The sequence below is a fragment of the Mesobacillus sp. MER 48 genome (assembly GCF_023714225.1).
Taxonomy (GTDB): Bacteria; Bacillota; Bacilli; order Bacillales; family Cytobacillaceae; genus Mesobacillus; species Mesobacillus oceanisediminis_A.
Genome location: NZ_JAMAUR010000002.1, coordinates 494,310 through 509,983, shown reverse-complemented (window position 1 = coordinate 509,983; position 15,674 = coordinate 494,310). Strand labels below are relative to the sequence as shown.

Genomic DNA, 15,674 nt, shown 5'->3' with positions numbered 1-15,674 from the left:
CACTACCTTTCGAAAAGGAATTGCTTCAATCTTGCTGTAAAACTCCTGTTATCTCTCTTTTCGGCATTGTAGCTCTGTTTATTGATATATTTTTCGATAATCTGCGACATTCCCTTTGACGCTTGTGACCGTTCATTGAACAGCACAAAAGGGATTTGCCGCTTTACCGCTTCCTGGACGGATTTATCATCCGGCAGCATACCGAGCTTGATCGGTGTCCTGCCCAGAAATTTTACGAGTACATCCTCAAGCCTGGCCATCGTTTCCCTGCCTTCCTTGACAGAGCCTGCCCTATTGACTACTAGATAAAAGGGCAGCCCGGCATCGGCAAGATGGATGTATTTCATTGTAGCGTAGGCATCCATCAAGGAGGTCGGCTCCGTCGTGGTAATCACGAAAATTTCGTTTACCGAGAGAAGGATTGAGAGAGTTTCTTCATTTAAACCTGCTCCCATATCAAAAATAAGATAATCATATTTTCTTAGTACATCACTTAAGCTTGAGGTAAAATATTCGACACTTTCGCTGTCCATCCGGATCAGATGGCTCAAGCCTGTCCCGCCTGATATATATTCAATCCCATGCGGGCCTTGAAAAATCACTTCTTCCATCGATGCTTTGCCTGAAAGAAAGTCAGCTATCGACAGCGGAGAATGCTTGCCCATTAAAATCTCGATGTTTCCCATTCCGATATCCAGATCAAAGAGCAATACTCGATTTCCCTGCTTTGCCAGGGAAATCGAGAAGTTCAGAGAAAAGTTCGATTTCCCTACCCCTCCCTTTCCGCTGACAACAGCAAGGGTCTTTGCTTCATTCATCGGAATATTTGTCATGAGCCGCTTTCTTAACTTTTCTGCCTGGTCACTCATAGTGGTTGACTCCAATAATTGTATTGGCCGTAATTTCAGGACTGGCCCCGATTAAATCATCGGGTACATTCTGTCCATTGGTTAAATAGGCAATACCGGTCGAAAACTTCTCTGCCATATTGAGCATTGAACCGTAAACGGATGTCTCATCAAGTTTGGTAAAAATGTATTTGTCGATATTGATAAGCGAAAATTGCTTCCGTATTTCCTCCATATCCTTTTGCTTTGAAGTCAGCGCCAGGACCAGGAAGGTTTCCATTTCCTCACTGAAGTCAATTACATCGTTTAAATCATTTACATATTTTTGATTCCTGAAATTACGTCCTGCTGTATCAATAAAAACCACGTCATATTGTGCGAACTTCGTGGTCGCTGCCTTGAAATCGTCCATGTTGTAGCAAACCTCAATTGGCACATTGAGGATTTTCGCATATGTTTTCAACTGATCGATTGCTGCGATCCTATATGTGTCTGTCGTAATAAAAGCTACATTTTTTTGATGCTTCAAAACACATTCAGCTGCGATTTTTGCCAGCGTAGTTGTTTTACCTACTCCTGTCGGGCCAACTACATTGACGAATTTCTTTGTAAAAGTAACTCCTCCGAAAGAAAGTCTGCTTAACCTTTGCTGAATGGCTTGAGCACTCCAATCGGCTATCTCACCTTCACTTGAGGCTGCTCCGTTCAAATACCATTTTTCCAGAATGACACCAGACAATTCATCAATAATGGACTGGTCCACATCCTGATCCCTTAAGTGCTGGAGTTGTCTGCTTATAGGCTCTGGAAGTGAAATTCCTTCTGTAGTGCCAGATGATTTCAGCAGGTCTTTCAGCTGTGAGATCTCCTTTAATAAATCTTTGTCAGCCATTGAAGATGCCGCCAGTCCCGCTCCCTTTTTATAAGAGTTCGGTTCTGCCTTAGTTTCTTCTGTTTTTATCGATAAAGGGGGATATTTCATGGATTTATCCATGTTTGCCTGTTTAGGGACTAGCTCAGTGTCCGGATCAATAGCTGCAATGACTTCAATGCTGTTTTTCTTGAAGAAACCCATGAATCCTCCTGTCTGGATCACACGGGAATTCAGGATCACGGCATCGCTGCCAAGCTCGGATCTAACCTGTTTCATTGCTTCGGGCATGGATGAAGCTGTATATTTTTTTACTTTCATTCTATATTCACCACTCCGACACTTTGGACTTCGACATTCGCTTCAAGTTCGTTATATGACAATACAGGGATCTGCGCAAAATATCTTTCAGTCAGCTGGCGCACATACATTCTTACTGCTGGCGAGCAGAGGATGATCGGTGTCTGTTCCATGATGCTCAGCTGTTCCACCTGACTTGCAACCGATTCAAGAATCCCCTGAGAAACCGAGGGATCAAGCGATAGATAATTTCCATGTTCGGTTTGTTGGACACCTTCGGCTACCATTTTTTCTACCCTGCCAGATAATGTGATAACCTTAAGTGTTTCTCCATTTCTTGAATACTGGTTGGTAATTTGCCTTGCCAGTGCCTGCCGTACATATTCAGCAAGGATATCCGTATCAGTTGTGACCTTTCCATAATCAGCAAGTGTTTCAAAGATGATTGGCAGGTTCCTGATTGAGACATTCTCCCTAAGCAGCTTGCCAAGCACTTTTTGAATTTCGCCGACTGACAATGGATTTGGCGTAGCTTCCTCGACCAGTATAGGGTAGCTTTCCCGAAGATGGTCGATCAGCTGCTTTGTTTCCTGTCGTCCTAGAAGCTCGTGGGCATTTGCTTTGATTACTTCTGTAATGTGTGTGGATACGACTGAAGGCGGATCAACGACGGTATAACCAAAAATTTCAGCCTGCTCCTTCATTTCTTCCGTAATCCACTTCGCCGGCAATCCAAAGCTAGGTTCAACCGTATCAATTCCTTCAATCGATTCATCCTCGATTCCGGGACTCATGGCGAGATAGTGGTCCAGCAGCAATTCTCCCCTGGCCATTTCGTTTCCTTTGATTTTCAGCCTGTATTCATTTGGCTGAAGCTGGATATTGTCACGGATCCTGACGACTGGGATAACGAGTCCCAGTTCAATGGCAAGCTGTCTTCTGATCATGACAATCCGGTCAAGGAGGTCCCCGCCCTGGTTGGCGTCTGCCAGTGGAATGAGTCCATAACCGAATTCGAACTCTATTGGATCCACATTCAAAAGATTGACAACACTTTCCGGACTCTTCATTTCATCCATCTGGATATCCTCTTCCATTTCCTGAAGCTGTTGTTGATCAGGTTCTGGTACACGGGAGAAAGCATATCCGCCATAAGCTAATAACCCGGCCAGCGGAATGGTCAGCAAATCTGTTATTGGTGTGAACAAACCAAGCATGAAGATCGTACCACCGGCGACATAAAGCATCTTTGGGTAAGCAGTTAGCTGTGAAGTTATGTCGAAACCCAAATTACCATCTGATGCTGCCCTGGTGACGACAATGCCGGTAGCAGTTGAAATCAACAATGCTGGGATCTGGCTGACAATGCCATCTCCCACTGTCAATAGCGAATACCGTTGAGCGGCATCGCCAATCGCCAGTCCCTGCTGCGCCATACCGATGACGATACCAAAAATCAGGTTAATCAGAACAATGATGATACCAGCAATTGCATCCCCTTTAACAAACTTGCTGGCACCGTCCATCGCTCCATAGAAATCTGACTCCCTGCTGACCTTTTCGCGTCGTTCACGGGCCTGTTGTTCAGAGATCATCCCTGCGTTCAAATCAGCATCGATGCTCATCTGTTTACCAGGCATCGCATCGAGTGTAAACCTCGCAGCAACCTCTGATACACGTTCAGATCCTTTTGTGATGACTATGAATTGGATAATGACCAAAATGAAGAAAACAACCATACCTACTACTACATTTCCACCTACAACGAAAGAACCGAATACCTCAACAACTCCCCCAGCCTCTCCATGGGACAGGATGGAACGGGTCGTGGAGACATTGAGGCCCAGACGAAACAAAGTTAAAATTAACAGCAATGAAGGAAAAACAGAAAATTGCAGCGGCTCCGTCATATTCATTGTGTTCAAAAGCACAAGCAGCGCGATTGATATATTGACCATGATCAGTATACTTAACAGCCAGGATGGGAAAGGGATGATTAGCATCGCAACTATTAAAATGACACCGAAGATGACAGATAGGTCTTTTCCGGACATATTTCTTCTCTCCTAAACACTGCATACCTTGAAAATTACAGCACTTTATTTTTTGTTTGATATACATACGCGAGAATCTCGGCCACAGCCTTGAAAAATTCCTCTGGTATGGCATCCCCGATTTCAGCCTGACTATATAAAGCCCTGGCAAGCGGACGATTCTCAACAGTCATGATTTCATTTTCTTTGGCAATCAATTTGATTTTCTGGGCGACAAAATCGACACCTTTGGCAACCACGACGGGTGCATCGGCCTTCTCTTCGTCATACTTTAAAGCAATAGCGTAGTGAGTCGGGTTCGTTATGACTACATCTGCTTTTGGCACTTCTTGCATCATCCGCCGCATTGCCATCTCTCTTTGCTTTTGCTTGATCTTTGATTTGATGAGCGGGTCACCTTCTATGTTCTTATACTCATCCTTCAAGTCTTGCTTAGACATGCGGATACCCTTTTCAAAGTCATATTTTTGGTACAAAAAGTCCAATAATGACAAAAATAGCAATGCTCCGGAAGCAAAAAGCCCCATTTGGAGCGTAAGTCCGGCAATAGTCGCAATTGCAGCACCAACGCTTTTATTGGCAAGCAGCAAAACTTCATCCATCCTCAGCCAAAGGATCGAAAAAGCGATGACTCCAATGAAGGTGATCTTAAGAATTGATTTAAGCAATTCGACAATTGCCCTCATCGAGAAAATCCTTTTAAAGCCGCTGATTGGATTGATTTTTTCTAATTTCATCTGGATTGCCTCAGTGGAAAACATAAAGCCGACCTGCATATAATTAGCGGCTACCCCTGCAATCAAGGCAACGGCCATTACTGGTCCTAAGAAAATGACCAGTTCACCAAGTATCTCAATTACAATTGATTCTATATTATTAGCAGTCAATTCCATGAACATATAATTTTGCAGCGAGTGACGCAGAACTCCTATCAATCTCTCAGTCATCGTCTTTCCAAAAAACATCAAAAACAGGAATACGGCAAGCAGCACTATCGCTGTATTGACATCCTGGCTTTTGGCAACCTGTCCTTTTTTTCGGGCATCCTGTCTTTTCTTAGGAGTCGCTTTTTCTGTTTTTTCACCAGCAAAAAATTGAAGGTCCAATGTCAAAAAATTCATTTTATGCTCCCCCGATCAGTTCCATCAATCCCCGCATCGTCGCGAGTGTTGTCGAAACAAGATCCGATGTAACCGCGATTAGCACACCCATTACTGCTATGAGGACCAAAAAGCTGACACCGATTTTAATAGGCAGGCCAACAACAAAAATGTTCAGCTGCGGCACAGTCCTAGCCACGATCCCAAGAGCAACGTCCACCAGAAACAATGTGCCCACAACCGGAAGAGACATCTGGAAGGCAATGATGAACATCTTATTAAATGAAAGAATGACGAATTCCGCGATGTTTTCATTGCCGAATGGGATCATCATCTGGTCTATCGGTATAAAGTTATAGCTGTAAAAGATCCCGTCCAATAGCAAATGATGGCCATTGACAGTCAGTAAAAACAAAAGTGCGATGGTATATAAATATTGTCCCATCAAAGGACTCTGTGCGCCTGTTTGTGGATCGATGACATTGGCAATTGCAAATCCCATCTGGAAATCGATAAACCCGCCTGCAATTTGGATAGCAGCCATCATTAACGCAGCGATGAACCCTATGAATAAACCCACCAGGGCCTCCTTGATGACTAACAAGAAATATACGCTGTCAATCGCCACCTCAGGAGCACCTATTGCAGAAAACATGATAAGTGCCAGCATAAAGCCAAGACCTATTTTATGTGTTGCCGGGATCGTTCGATATGAAAATAACGGCATCATCAGAAAGAATGATGTCACCCTCACAAAAATCAGCAGGAAAGCTGGAAAAGATGGTATAAAATCTAGCATCTCATCAGCCTACGAACCTTGTAAGATTTGAAAAAATCTCTGTTGCATAGGAAAGCATATAGCTGAGCATCCATGGCCCGAAAAAAATTATTCCGACGAGGACAGCTACAATTTTCGGGACGAAAGCCAGTGTCTGTTCCTGTATTTGTGTGGTTGCCTGAAAAATACTGACAATCAAGCCAACTACAAGCGCCAAAATAAGCAATGGTCCTGATATCATCAAAACTGTATATATTCCACGTTCGGCTATTGAGATTACCGATTCTGCTGTCATTATCAATCACCTGCTTAAAAACTTTGTAATAATGATTTCACGACTAAATACCAGCCATCCACCATGACAAACAGGAGGATCTTGAATGGCAGAGAAATCATTACCGGCGGCAGCATCATCATACCCATTGACATCAGGACACTCGCTACTACCATATCAATCACCAGGAATGGGATGAAAATCATAAACCCAATCTGGAATGCGGTTTTGATTTCACTGATCGCAAAAGCCGGGACGAGCGCTGTCAGCGGAATATCCTGCACCGATTCAGGAGTTTCCGCCTTAGCATATTGAAGGAATAATGCCAGGTCCTTCTGCCTTGTATGCGCGCTCATGAACTCCTTAAAAGGAATCGATGCTCTATCATAGGCCTGCTCCAGATTGATTTCTTCATTAAATAACGGCGTCAGTGCCTGTTCATTCACTTCCTGGAAAGTAGGTGCCATGATGAAGAATGACAGGAACAACGCAAGACCAACCAGTACCTGGTTAGGCGGCATTTGCTGAGTGGCAAGCGCCGTTCTGACAAAGGAAAGAACGATGATGATTCTTGTAAAACTGGTCATTAGAATCAAGATGCCAGGCGCAATCGAAAGAACAGTGAGCAAGAGCATTAATTTTACGGATGTAGATACACTTTCTGGATCACTGCTGTTGAAAAACTCCATGAACTCATTCATCGTTCTTTGATCCTTTCTTTTGTATCTCCTCAAGCATCTTCTTTCGTCCGCTCGCCATGTCATTCAGCTGACTTTTAAGCAATGCGGAAAAGTTGGAACTTTGTGGATCGCTGCCATCTTTCTTCGCTCTTTTAAGCAACTTTGTCACAATATCGCTTGGCTGTATAAGCTGTTCCATTTTATTGTTATACTCCTGGATGACTTGATCGTACTCTTCTGGATCGTCTATTTCTCTCAACAGCTGAATATTTTCTCCTACTCCAACAATCAACAGACGGTTTCCCGCCTTTACGATCTGGACAGACCTGTTTGCTCCAAGGCTTGTACCTCCAAGATTCTCAACAAGCTGTGAGCTTTTATATGACATACTCTTTTTATTGATGAATTTGAGAAGGAAATAGATTAACGCTGCCACGAACACCGTAGCAAAAATCATCCTGACAAAATCCAGGAAACTTACTCCTACCTGTGCTTCTTGTGCCTGTGCTTCACCTGATTGCTTTGCTGTAGTTTTTGCCTGTCCCTCTTCACAAGAATCAGGATTTTTAATGCAATCCTGAACACTTTTATTCAGCTGCTCTGCCTTTGTCAAGCCAATAGGACTGAACAGAGCAGCTAATAAGAATAGAATGGCCGAGGCAGTTCGGATTAGTCTTAACAATTGCCGCACCCTCTAAAATATATAAATAAGTCCATTATGCTAATGTTTTGGAAATCGCTTCAATAACACGATCTGCCTGGAAAGGTTTCACTATGAAATCCTTCGCTCCTGCCTGGATGGCATCAATGACCATTGCCTGCTGGCCCATTGCAGAACACATAATGACCTTGGCATTCGGATTGATTTTTTTGATCTCCTTCAGTGAAGTGATCCCATCCATTTCAGGCATGGTAATATCCATTGTGACGAGGTCTGGCTGAAATTCTTTATATTTCTCAAGCGCCTGGGCTCCATCCGCAGCTTCAGCAACCACCTCAAACCCATTCTTTGTCAAAATATCCTTTATCATCATTCTCATGAAAGCCGCATCATCTACGACTAAAATTTTGTTCGCCATTGGAATTCCTCCTGTAGATTATTTCAATTTTTTAATTCGATCGCTCTGGCTGATAATATCTGTAACCCGGACTCCAAAGTTCTCATCGATGACCACTACTTCCCCTTGTGCAATCAAGCGGTTGTTCACCAGGATATCAACAGGCTCTCCTGCCAGTTTATCCAGTTCAATGATCGATCCGGACCCTAGTTCAAGGATGTCCTTTACCGAACGTTTCGTCCTTCCCAATTCCACAGTTACCTGTAACGGAATATCAAGCAGCATATTAAGGTTCTTTGTTTCAGCCTGCTGCCCTTGGACATTCTCGAAACTGGAGAAGACTGCGGGCTGGACCGTCGGCTGGCTTCCGGTCATCACATTTCCTCCATAATGCTGCGGCCCAGGCTGCATCGGCTGAGGATTATATCCAAATCCTTGCGGCATATTTTGCTGCGCATGAGGCTGATAATAAGCCTGCTCCTGCTGAGGCTGATATTCCGGCTGATGGAAACCCTGATGTTGAACAGTATTTTGGTGCTGCCCTTGTTCATTTGGATTGTTTTGCGCTGCGGGAGCATGGTTGGCCTGCGGTGTTTGAGACACTGTCTCTTCCTCCTGGGCCGATCCTGATCCCCCTGGATTCAATAATTCATCAACAAGGCTTTTCGCGAAGGTTACCGGCAAAAGCTGCATGATGTTTGAATCAATTAAACTGCCAATTTTTAATGAAAAGGATACCTTAACTAAAATATCATCTTCAGGAATCGATTCTGTTCCTTCTCCTTCAACTACATTCAATAAATTGATATTTGGAGGCGAAATATCGACCCTCTTGCTAAATACAGTTGACATCGAGGTTGCCGCCGAACCCATCATCTGGTTCATCGCCTCTTGTACTGCACTAAGCTGGATTTCATCTAGCAGTTCCCTTGGATTCATGCCATCTCCGCCCAGCATTAAGTCAGCGATGATCGCTGCGTCATTTTGCTGGATTACTAGCATATTGCTGCCAATGAATCCTTCAGTATAATGTACCTGAACGGCCACATACGGATCCGGGAATTCGTCTTCCAGTTTAGACTTGTGCACAACTGTAACCGTAGGTGTATTTATTTCAACCTTTTGGCTTAGCAGAGTGGATAATGCTGTAGCCGAGCTGCCGAATGAAATATTCCCTATTTCACCAAGGGCATCTCTCTCCATAAAAGAAAAATAGTCATCTACATCAATCATGTTTTCTGTTTCTTCCGCCTCATCAGAAGTCCCTCTGAGAAGCGCATCAATTTCATCTTGAGATAACATGTCATCACTCACCATCATCGTCTCCCCCCTTAAATGTATCAAACACTTGAATGGCTAACTTCTTGTTCAATTTCCCTGGCTGTCCTACAAATTTAGGGATATCTCCGACTTTTATCAGTAACGGCTGGTCAATCTGCTGATTTAATTCAATTACATCGCCGATTTCAAGCATCAGGAAATCCTGGATCGATATTTCTGACGACCCTATTTCTGCTGTAATTGAAACATCAGCCTTCTGGATCTCACTCTGCAGTACTGCATTTTCAATTGGCAAGCTTTGTTTCTTATCCGATTGCATCCAATATTTCACTGACAATTTAGGAATGATCGGTTCCAGGACAACATGCGGTATACATATATTGATCATTCCGCTCGCTTCCCCGATCGTCGTATTCAAAGAGATGACTACGACAGTTTCATTTGGCGAAACCATCTGCAAGAATTGCGGGTTGATCTCAAATTCCGAAAGCTGCGGATCGATATCCGAAATCGAACTCCAAGCCTCCCTGAAATTCTCAAAAGCTTTCTCAAACATATTTGACATGATTTTTGTCTCAATTTCTGTCAAACTGTCAACTTTGTTGTGGCTTGTCCCCCTGCCGCCTAGCAGACGGTCCATCATGGCATAAGCAATGTTCGGATTTACTTCCATGAGAATCCTGCCTTCAAGCGGTTCTACATCGAATGCATTCAATATCGTCATCTTAGGAATCGACCGGATAAATTCCTCATAAGGAATCTGATCTGCCGATGCTACGCTGATATTGACATATGTCCTTAATTGAGCGGAGAAAAAGGTAGTCAGCAGCCTGGCAAAGTTTTCATGAATCCTGGTCAGGCTTCGGATTTGATCCTTTGAAAAGCGCAACGCTCTCCTGAAATCATATACTTTCACCCTTTTTTCTACTTGTTCCTTTTTTAATTCATCCGCATCCATTTCCCCTGTTGACAGGGCGGACAGTAAAGCATCTATTTCACTCTGTGATAATACCTCTCCCGACATTCTCTTCACCTCCATACGTTTACGATAATAGGATTCATTCTGTTACTGGAGTAGAGAACCTGTTATATAGACCTTCTTGATTTTTCCATCCTGCATCAGGTCATTCAACTTCACTTTGAGAGTTTCTTCAAGGTTCATCTTGCCTTCCTTGCCTTGCAGTTCTTCTGCCTTTTTCTCGGATAGTTCATAGATAATCAGGTTCTTAACCTGGAAATCTCTCTTCTCGAGTTCTTCTTTTGCTTTTGTTCCATCTGTTTCAATTTTGAATGAAATCTTGATGAAGTCATTTGATGCAAGGTTCGTGGTTACCTCCGGTATATCTACCGAAGCCTCCAGCACCTCTTCAATACTTGGTTCCTTCTCACCATCACCAGCTTTAAGCTTCATCACTGCTACCACTGCGACTGTCCCTACAAGCAGGATGGCTACCAGCATGACTGTCATAATCATGACCAGTTTATTATTCTTCATGTTCCAGTTCCTCCAACAACCGGCCTCCCAAAAGGCCGATACTCTGGTAATATTCCTTGATTAAAATCGTTACTTCATTTTCGCTTTCCCTGACAACATACTTCCGGCCATTGGCTAGAGTAATCGTCGTATCCGGAAAAGCCTCAATTGTCTCAATAAATAATGAATTAAGCCTGAACGATTTACCATTTAATTTCGTTACTTTTATCACTATTATCCACAGGGGCTAAAAGAATCACCCCTTCAGCCCTGCTCCTCTCTTAATCTATCGTTTTAAGTTCACGAGCTCCTGGAGGATTTCATCAGATGTAGTAATGATTCTTGTATTTGCCTGGAAACCACGCTGAGCCGTGATCATTTCGGTGAACTCTTCAGAAAGGTCTACATTGGACATTTCAAGTGCACCTGCCGCGATGGATCCCCTGCCTTCTCCAGGAACATTGATATTCGCTGTTCCAGAGTTGACTGATTCCTGGAAAGTATTATTCCCAACCTTGGAAAGACCTGACGGGTTGCTGAATTTAGCAAGCGCAAGTTGTCCAAGTGTGAGGACTAATCCATTTGAGAATACTCCATTGATTTCACCAGTTGAGCCGATGTTGAAGCTTTCCAAAGCACCCTGGGTGTTGCCGTCAGGGTAGGCGTTTGCATCCATGCTGCCGCCGTCGACAGTTAAGCCACCAAGCGGCAATGCAACGGTAAATGGTACAGCTGTACCTGACCCGTTGTTAAGATTTAAAGTAATATTTTGAGCGGTATTTGTCGGTATCTGGATGTTTACTGTCGTGATATTGGGGTTCGGCTGAGTAGGATCAGCGACCGGAATCGATTTATCAACAAAAGAGACCGTCCAATTACCTGTTGCAGCACCATTTGCACCATCTGGCTTTATAGTCATGTCAATAACATGCTCAATTCCATTTCCATCAACGACTTTTAACTGCTGAAGCAGTTCAGATGCCCCTTTAGCATCCTCTGGAAGATTGCCTTTCATCACCAGTTCAGTCGTTTGCTTAGCTGGCAAGAGCGCATTAACGTTAACTGTAATATCTTCTAGGATTCCATTATTCAAAGACTGAACCTTCAATCCATCACCAGTAACTAGCGTACCATTATCATCCAGATAGAAGTTTCCGGCACGTGTATACATTTGTGATTGTCCTTGCTTTACGACGAAATATCCATCACCTGAAATGGCAAGGTCAAGAGCGCGACCTGTTGTTTGCAAGCTTGATTGAGTATCGATCAAATCGATGCTTGCAATTGTAGACCCAAGGCCTACCTGCATCGGGTTCTTTCCGCCTTTATTCTGTGTCGCAGCACTAGCACCAGAGATGGTTTGATTCATTGTATCTTTAAAAGTGACACGGCCTTTTTTGAAGCCGTATGTATTTACATTGGCGATGTTGTTGCCGATGACATCAAGTTTAGTCTGGAAATTTTTCATTCCGCTGATTCCTGAGTACATTGAACGAAGCATAACTTGTAAAACTCCTTTCGATTTAGGGGCTGCTTCAATCGGTCCACAGCCCAGGCCTCCGTGAAGGTCCAGCCATTTAGTATTTTTTAATTATCCATCACAATCGTTCCATTTATATTGGTGAAAATTTGTTCTGCCGCTTCCTGCCTTCCCATCGCAGTGATGACGGTGTTGTTTTTCGCACTGACAATCAGCGCTGCGTCTTTCAGCAGGACAAGCGAATCACTCACGCCCTTGGCCTTCGCCTGACTGACTTTCTCCTCTATCCTGTTCCAGTGCTCCTGGGAAATACTTATTCCCCGCTGCTCCAGCCGTTCAGTTGCATGCTTGCTAATGGTCAGTCCATTCTTCGATTGGATGGCATTTTGCAATTGCAAGGAAAAAGGTGTTTGCGTAAAGTTGTTGGCTTTCACAGGTTTTTGGTTTGTCCTGTTAACAGGCAGTGAATGAATTGGACGAAAATTTGTTTTATCCATTACCTCACTTCCTTAGGTCATTGAATTTTGGTGATTTGTGAAGAAATGATGCTTGTTTTATACTCATCATCCAGCAAATAGGATGTTTTTCCATTTTTAAATGAGACAGACAGGACATTAGCTGATTTCTCTTGTTTATTTTCATCTACATAGGTAACAGATTTGCCAATCAGCATGCTCGCCTGCAGCATATGGTTTTCACTTGAAAGCTCATTGATTTGCGAAATATTCGCGGGTTCCAGAACAGTGCCATCTTCAAGAATAAAAGAAACTGTATCTTCCTTGAACTGGACAGAGGCAACTTTTCCATTTCCTTGTTTAATCGTTTCCTGGCCGTCAGCAGAATCAATCTTGTGCCAAGTAATCTCCTTGCCTACAAACTGGCTGTAGGAAATCATTTTGTTTTGCTGTTCAGCCTGTACAAATCGGTCGATGGATTTTCCCATATTCGTTATTTGCTCAAGTGTCGAAAATGTTGCCATTTGTGCTATAAAATCTTTATCCTGCATCGGATTCAAAGGATCCTGGTTCTGAAGCTGGGTCATCAGGATCTTCAAAAAATCATCTTTCCCAAGAATATCCGAACCTGCTTTCCTTTCCTTTTGAAGATTCGATAGCAGATAAGAAGAATTAATTGAGTTCACCATGGTATTTCTCCTATGCTTCTGTATTTAGCAGTGCTTCCTCGAAAGTAAGGTTAAAATCCCCTTGTTCTTCTTTCTTTTCCTGTTCCCTGGTGTCAGGCTGTCTTTCCTGCTGCTGGGAATCTCTATTCAGGAAACGTTCTTGTTGTGCCTGCTGCTGGGTAACTTCGATTCTGTCGACTGAAAGGTTTTGTGCAGCAAAAGCCTGTTTGAGACCGTTAATATGGGATTCCAATGTTTCTTTTGCACTGCCTGAAGTAGTAATGATTCTGGCCATCATTGTCTGGTCTTTTTGGAATAACTCTACCCGAATGTTGCCCAGGTGCTCTGGAAACAATTTTATGAATAGTTTTTGTGTTCCGCCGCTATTCATGAATTGAGACCTTGAGAGAATCGATTCGAATTGTTTCATTAATTGCTCTGCGGAAACCGGCCTTTCAGGACTATTCATCATCAATGTAAGCTGCTCAGCTCTTGCCATTTGCGGAAGAAATGTGACAGCCCCTGTTTGCCCATCGGCCTTAATCGACGATCCAGTTTCTGCTAAACTATTAACCTCTAAAAAATTTGTTTTTTTCGCATCTAACAGGTTTAACTCTCTCGCTAACTGGGTAAATCGATTTTGGATATATTCTTGGCCACTTCGGTTATCAGGCTTTAAAAGACTAGTCAAACCTTCCTCGAGGTTTTGCATTGACTCCTTCAGTAATGCTGTTTTCTTAGATTCATAGCCATCAGCATACTTTGACATCAGCTCATACAGCTTTAGAACCTTGATGGTTTCAACATCATTGGTATCAAGCCTGGCGGCGAGTTCTTTTTTTGGCAAATTTGCGATTCCAGCCAGGATAGCGGCAAGAGACGCCAGCAATTCATCTTCCGGAACATTGTCTGTCTTTTCCTCATTGTTCCCAGGCCATTTCTGAAGCAGCTGCTGAACTTGGTCCATGCTGATTCCCAGATGGGAAAGAGCCTTGCCTAAAAGATTTTCTGAATCTGCCATAAGTGATTCCATCAGCTTCAGTCCATCTTCCAAATCCAACAGGTCCTCAGTGTTCAAAAAGCCAGCCAAGTCTGCCAGACTCTCCAATGCTTTTGTATCTTGTCCTGGTATTTCAGCAATCTTTGAGCCATTTGCCCCTGAAAGGACCATTGCCATCATGCCAGCAAAACCGCCTTCCAATTCACTCTTGCCGGCTGCAGGCTGTTTTACGGCTGCGACACTATTAAAGAACCCAAGACCTCCAACTTCCATGTTTTCACCCCCTTTCAAAATACAACTCTCTAATTGCTTTCGGTTTCGTTAGTCAAAAATTCCGTATACTTTGCTGCTACATCTGCCGGAAGCTTTTCCATGATTGCAGCAAGTGATTCGGGTTTGATATTTGTCAGGATCTTTACCGCTTCATCTGAGTCCATTTTAGAAACAATAGCTGCGGCATTTTTGGCTGACATCGTTTCATACGTTTTGACAATTTCCCGAAAGGCTCGTTTGTTTTCTTCCTTGATTGCAGTCAATTCCTCTATCTGCGCCTGGAGCTGGGTTTTCTCGAGCTCGATCCTTTTCAGCTGTGTATCTTTGCTTTCGATTTTGGACTGAAGCTGTTCCACTTTAGCTTCACGATCCTTTATCTCTGCTTCCAGACTGACAATATTTTTTTGGAACTCCTCAACTGAAGGCTGCTTATCCTCATTCACGATTTCTGATAGGAATGGGACCCTGCCGCCGATATCCTTTGCTGTTTCAAAAATATTGATTCCGAGAAAGGAAAGGGCAACCAAAGCCACAACAATCGCAAATAAAATCGGTATTGCTACTACGAGCAAAAAACCCTGGAACTTACTCTCACGCTGGTTTTCTTTTTCCTCCATGCTCTCTGCCATTTAATCACCTTATTTCCCGGTTCATGTATTGCTGAATCGAGACTTCGTCCATCATCCTGCTCTCGACATATTTTTCATTCGCAAGAAACTGAAGATGGTCTTTCTCTTTGATTTTTTCGTACTTTTTGACTTCCTTGTTCTTTTCCATCAGTTGCATTTGCTGAAAGTTCATTATATTTCTCGCGTTCATCACAACTTTTTGATAATGCGCAATCGATTTTTCCAGATTGCCGATAAATTGCTGATGGTGGCGTATTTCCTGTACCGGCAAACCTCCTAAAAGCCTGTCTGACTGGAAGCTCTCAAGATCCTCTTTTTTCTTTAAAAGTTCATAAAGTCTTTCAGCTGCATCTTCGAACTTTTTGACTGAATCTTGGTATACGACTTGTGCCTCGTCCATTTCTCTTGATTTGAGAGATAGGATTTTATCAAATTTGTATTGATAACGCAT

General features: G+C 43.2%; 19 protein-coding genes. All 19 read right to left on the bottom strand.

What is annotated here, in order from left to right:
* Positions 1–2: 2 nt before the first annotated feature.
* The 19 genes from M3593_RS08785 to fliJ all read right to left on the bottom strand — a co-directional run bounded on the left by M3593_RS08785 (position 3) and on the right by fliJ (position 15,674).
* A complete protein-coding gene (locus tag M3593_RS08785) occupies positions 3–869 on the bottom strand; it encodes a MinD/ParA family protein (protein ID WP_251541998.1) in 867 nt (288 codons plus the stop codon).
* Positions 862–2,040 (bottom strand): flagellar biosynthesis GTPase FlhF, encoded by a 1,179-nt coding sequence (gene flhF, locus M3593_RS08780; protein ID WP_144474888.1) that lies wholly within the window; start codon positions 2,038–2,040, stop codon positions 862–864. Before flhF ends, M3593_RS08785 begins: the two co-directional genes overlap by 8 nt.
* Complete coding sequence (gene flhA, locus M3593_RS08775; RefSeq protein WP_144474887.1) at positions 2,037–4,073, bottom strand: flagellar biosynthesis protein FlhA; 2,037 nt, start codon at positions 4,071–4,073, stop codon at positions 2,037–2,039. Before flhA ends, flhF begins: the two co-directional genes overlap by 4 nt.
* Before the next feature lie 35 nt (positions 4,074–4,108).
* Positions 4,109–5,194 (bottom strand): flagellar biosynthesis protein FlhB, encoded by a 1,086-nt coding sequence (gene flhB, locus M3593_RS08770; RefSeq protein WP_144474886.1) that lies wholly within the window; start codon positions 5,192–5,194, stop codon positions 4,109–4,111.
* Position 5,195: 1 nt separating this feature from the next.
* The gene (gene fliR / locus M3593_RS08765) at positions 5,196–5,972 is read right to left on the bottom strand and encodes a flagellar biosynthetic protein FliR (protein WP_144474885.1); all 777 of its coding nucleotides are present in this window, start codon (positions 5,970–5,972) and stop codon (positions 5,196–5,198) included.
* Positions 5,973–5,976: 4 nt separating this feature from the next.
* Positions 5,977–6,246 (bottom strand): flagellar biosynthesis protein FliQ, encoded by a 270-nt coding sequence (gene fliQ / locus M3593_RS08760; RefSeq protein ID WP_144474884.1) that lies wholly within the window; start codon positions 6,244–6,246, stop codon positions 5,977–5,979.
* A 14-nt stretch (positions 6,247–6,260) separates the two neighbouring features.
* Complete coding sequence (gene fliP / locus M3593_RS08755) at positions 6,261–6,926, bottom strand: flagellar type III secretion system pore protein FliP (RefSeq protein WP_144474883.1); 666 nt, start codon at positions 6,924–6,926, stop codon at positions 6,261–6,263.
* A complete protein-coding gene (locus M3593_RS08750) occupies positions 6,919–7,596 on the bottom strand; it encodes a flagellar biosynthetic protein FliO (RefSeq protein WP_395883493.1) in 678 nt (225 codons plus the stop codon). The genes fliP and M3593_RS08750 overlap by 8 nt, the downstream gene beginning before the upstream one ends.
* A 25-nt stretch (positions 7,597–7,621) precedes the next feature.
* Entirely contained in the window at positions 7,622–7,984 is a 363-nt protein-coding gene (locus tag M3593_RS08745; RefSeq protein WP_023614882.1) for a response regulator, read from the bottom strand.
* Between the two features lie 18 nt (positions 7,985–8,002).
* Positions 8,003–9,280, bottom strand: a complete 1,278-nt coding sequence (gene fliY / locus M3593_RS08740; protein WP_144475005.1) for a flagellar motor switch phosphatase FliY — start codon at positions 9,278–9,280, stop codon at positions 8,003–8,005.
* Positions 9,270–10,268, bottom strand: a complete 999-nt coding sequence (gene fliM, locus M3593_RS08735; RefSeq protein ID WP_251542000.1) for a flagellar motor switch protein FliM — start codon at positions 10,266–10,268, stop codon at positions 9,270–9,272. Before fliM ends, fliY begins: the two co-directional genes overlap by 11 nt.
* A gap of 42 nt (positions 10,269–10,310) precedes the next feature.
* A complete protein-coding gene (fliL, locus tag M3593_RS08730) occupies positions 10,311–10,739 on the bottom strand; it encodes a flagellar basal body-associated protein FliL (RefSeq protein WP_144474880.1) in 429 nt (142 codons plus the stop codon).
* Positions 10,729–10,950, bottom strand: a complete 222-nt coding sequence (locus M3593_RS08725; RefSeq protein WP_144474879.1) for a flagellar FlbD family protein — start codon at positions 10,948–10,950, stop codon at positions 10,729–10,731. Before M3593_RS08725 ends, fliL begins: the two co-directional genes overlap by 11 nt.
* Before the next feature lie 54 nt (positions 10,951–11,004).
* On the bottom strand, positions 11,005–12,219 hold the full coding sequence (locus tag M3593_RS08720; protein ID WP_144474878.1) for a flagellar hook protein FlgE: 1,215 nt from the start codon (positions 12,217–12,219) through the stop codon (positions 11,005–11,007).
* 86 nt (positions 12,220–12,305) lie between these two features.
* The gene (locus M3593_RS08715) at positions 12,306–12,695 is read right to left on the bottom strand and encodes a TIGR02530 family flagellar biosynthesis protein (protein ID WP_251542002.1); all 390 of its coding nucleotides are present in this window, start codon (positions 12,693–12,695) and stop codon (positions 12,306–12,308) included.
* Between the two features lie 17 nt (positions 12,696–12,712).
* On the bottom strand, positions 12,713–13,342 hold the full coding sequence (flgD, locus tag M3593_RS08710) for a flagellar hook assembly protein FlgD (RefSeq protein ID WP_251542004.1): 630 nt from the start codon (positions 13,340–13,342) through the stop codon (positions 12,713–12,715).
* A 10-nt stretch (positions 13,343–13,352) separates the two neighbouring features.
* Positions 13,353–14,594 carry a flagellar hook-length control protein FliK gene (locus M3593_RS08705; RefSeq protein WP_251542006.1) on the bottom strand — a complete coding sequence of 414 codons (1,242 nt, stop codon included), beginning with the start codon at positions 14,592–14,594 and terminating at the stop codon, positions 13,353–13,355.
* A 29-nt stretch (positions 14,595–14,623) separates the two neighbouring features.
* Positions 14,624–15,223 carry a MotE family protein gene (locus tag M3593_RS08700; protein ID WP_144474874.1) on the bottom strand — a complete coding sequence of 200 codons (600 nt, stop codon included), beginning with the start codon at positions 15,221–15,223 and terminating at the stop codon, positions 14,624–14,626.
* A gap of 4 nt (positions 15,224–15,227) precedes the next feature.
* A complete protein-coding gene (gene fliJ / locus M3593_RS08695; protein ID WP_251542008.1) occupies positions 15,228–15,674 on the bottom strand; it encodes a flagellar export protein FliJ in 447 nt (148 codons plus the stop codon).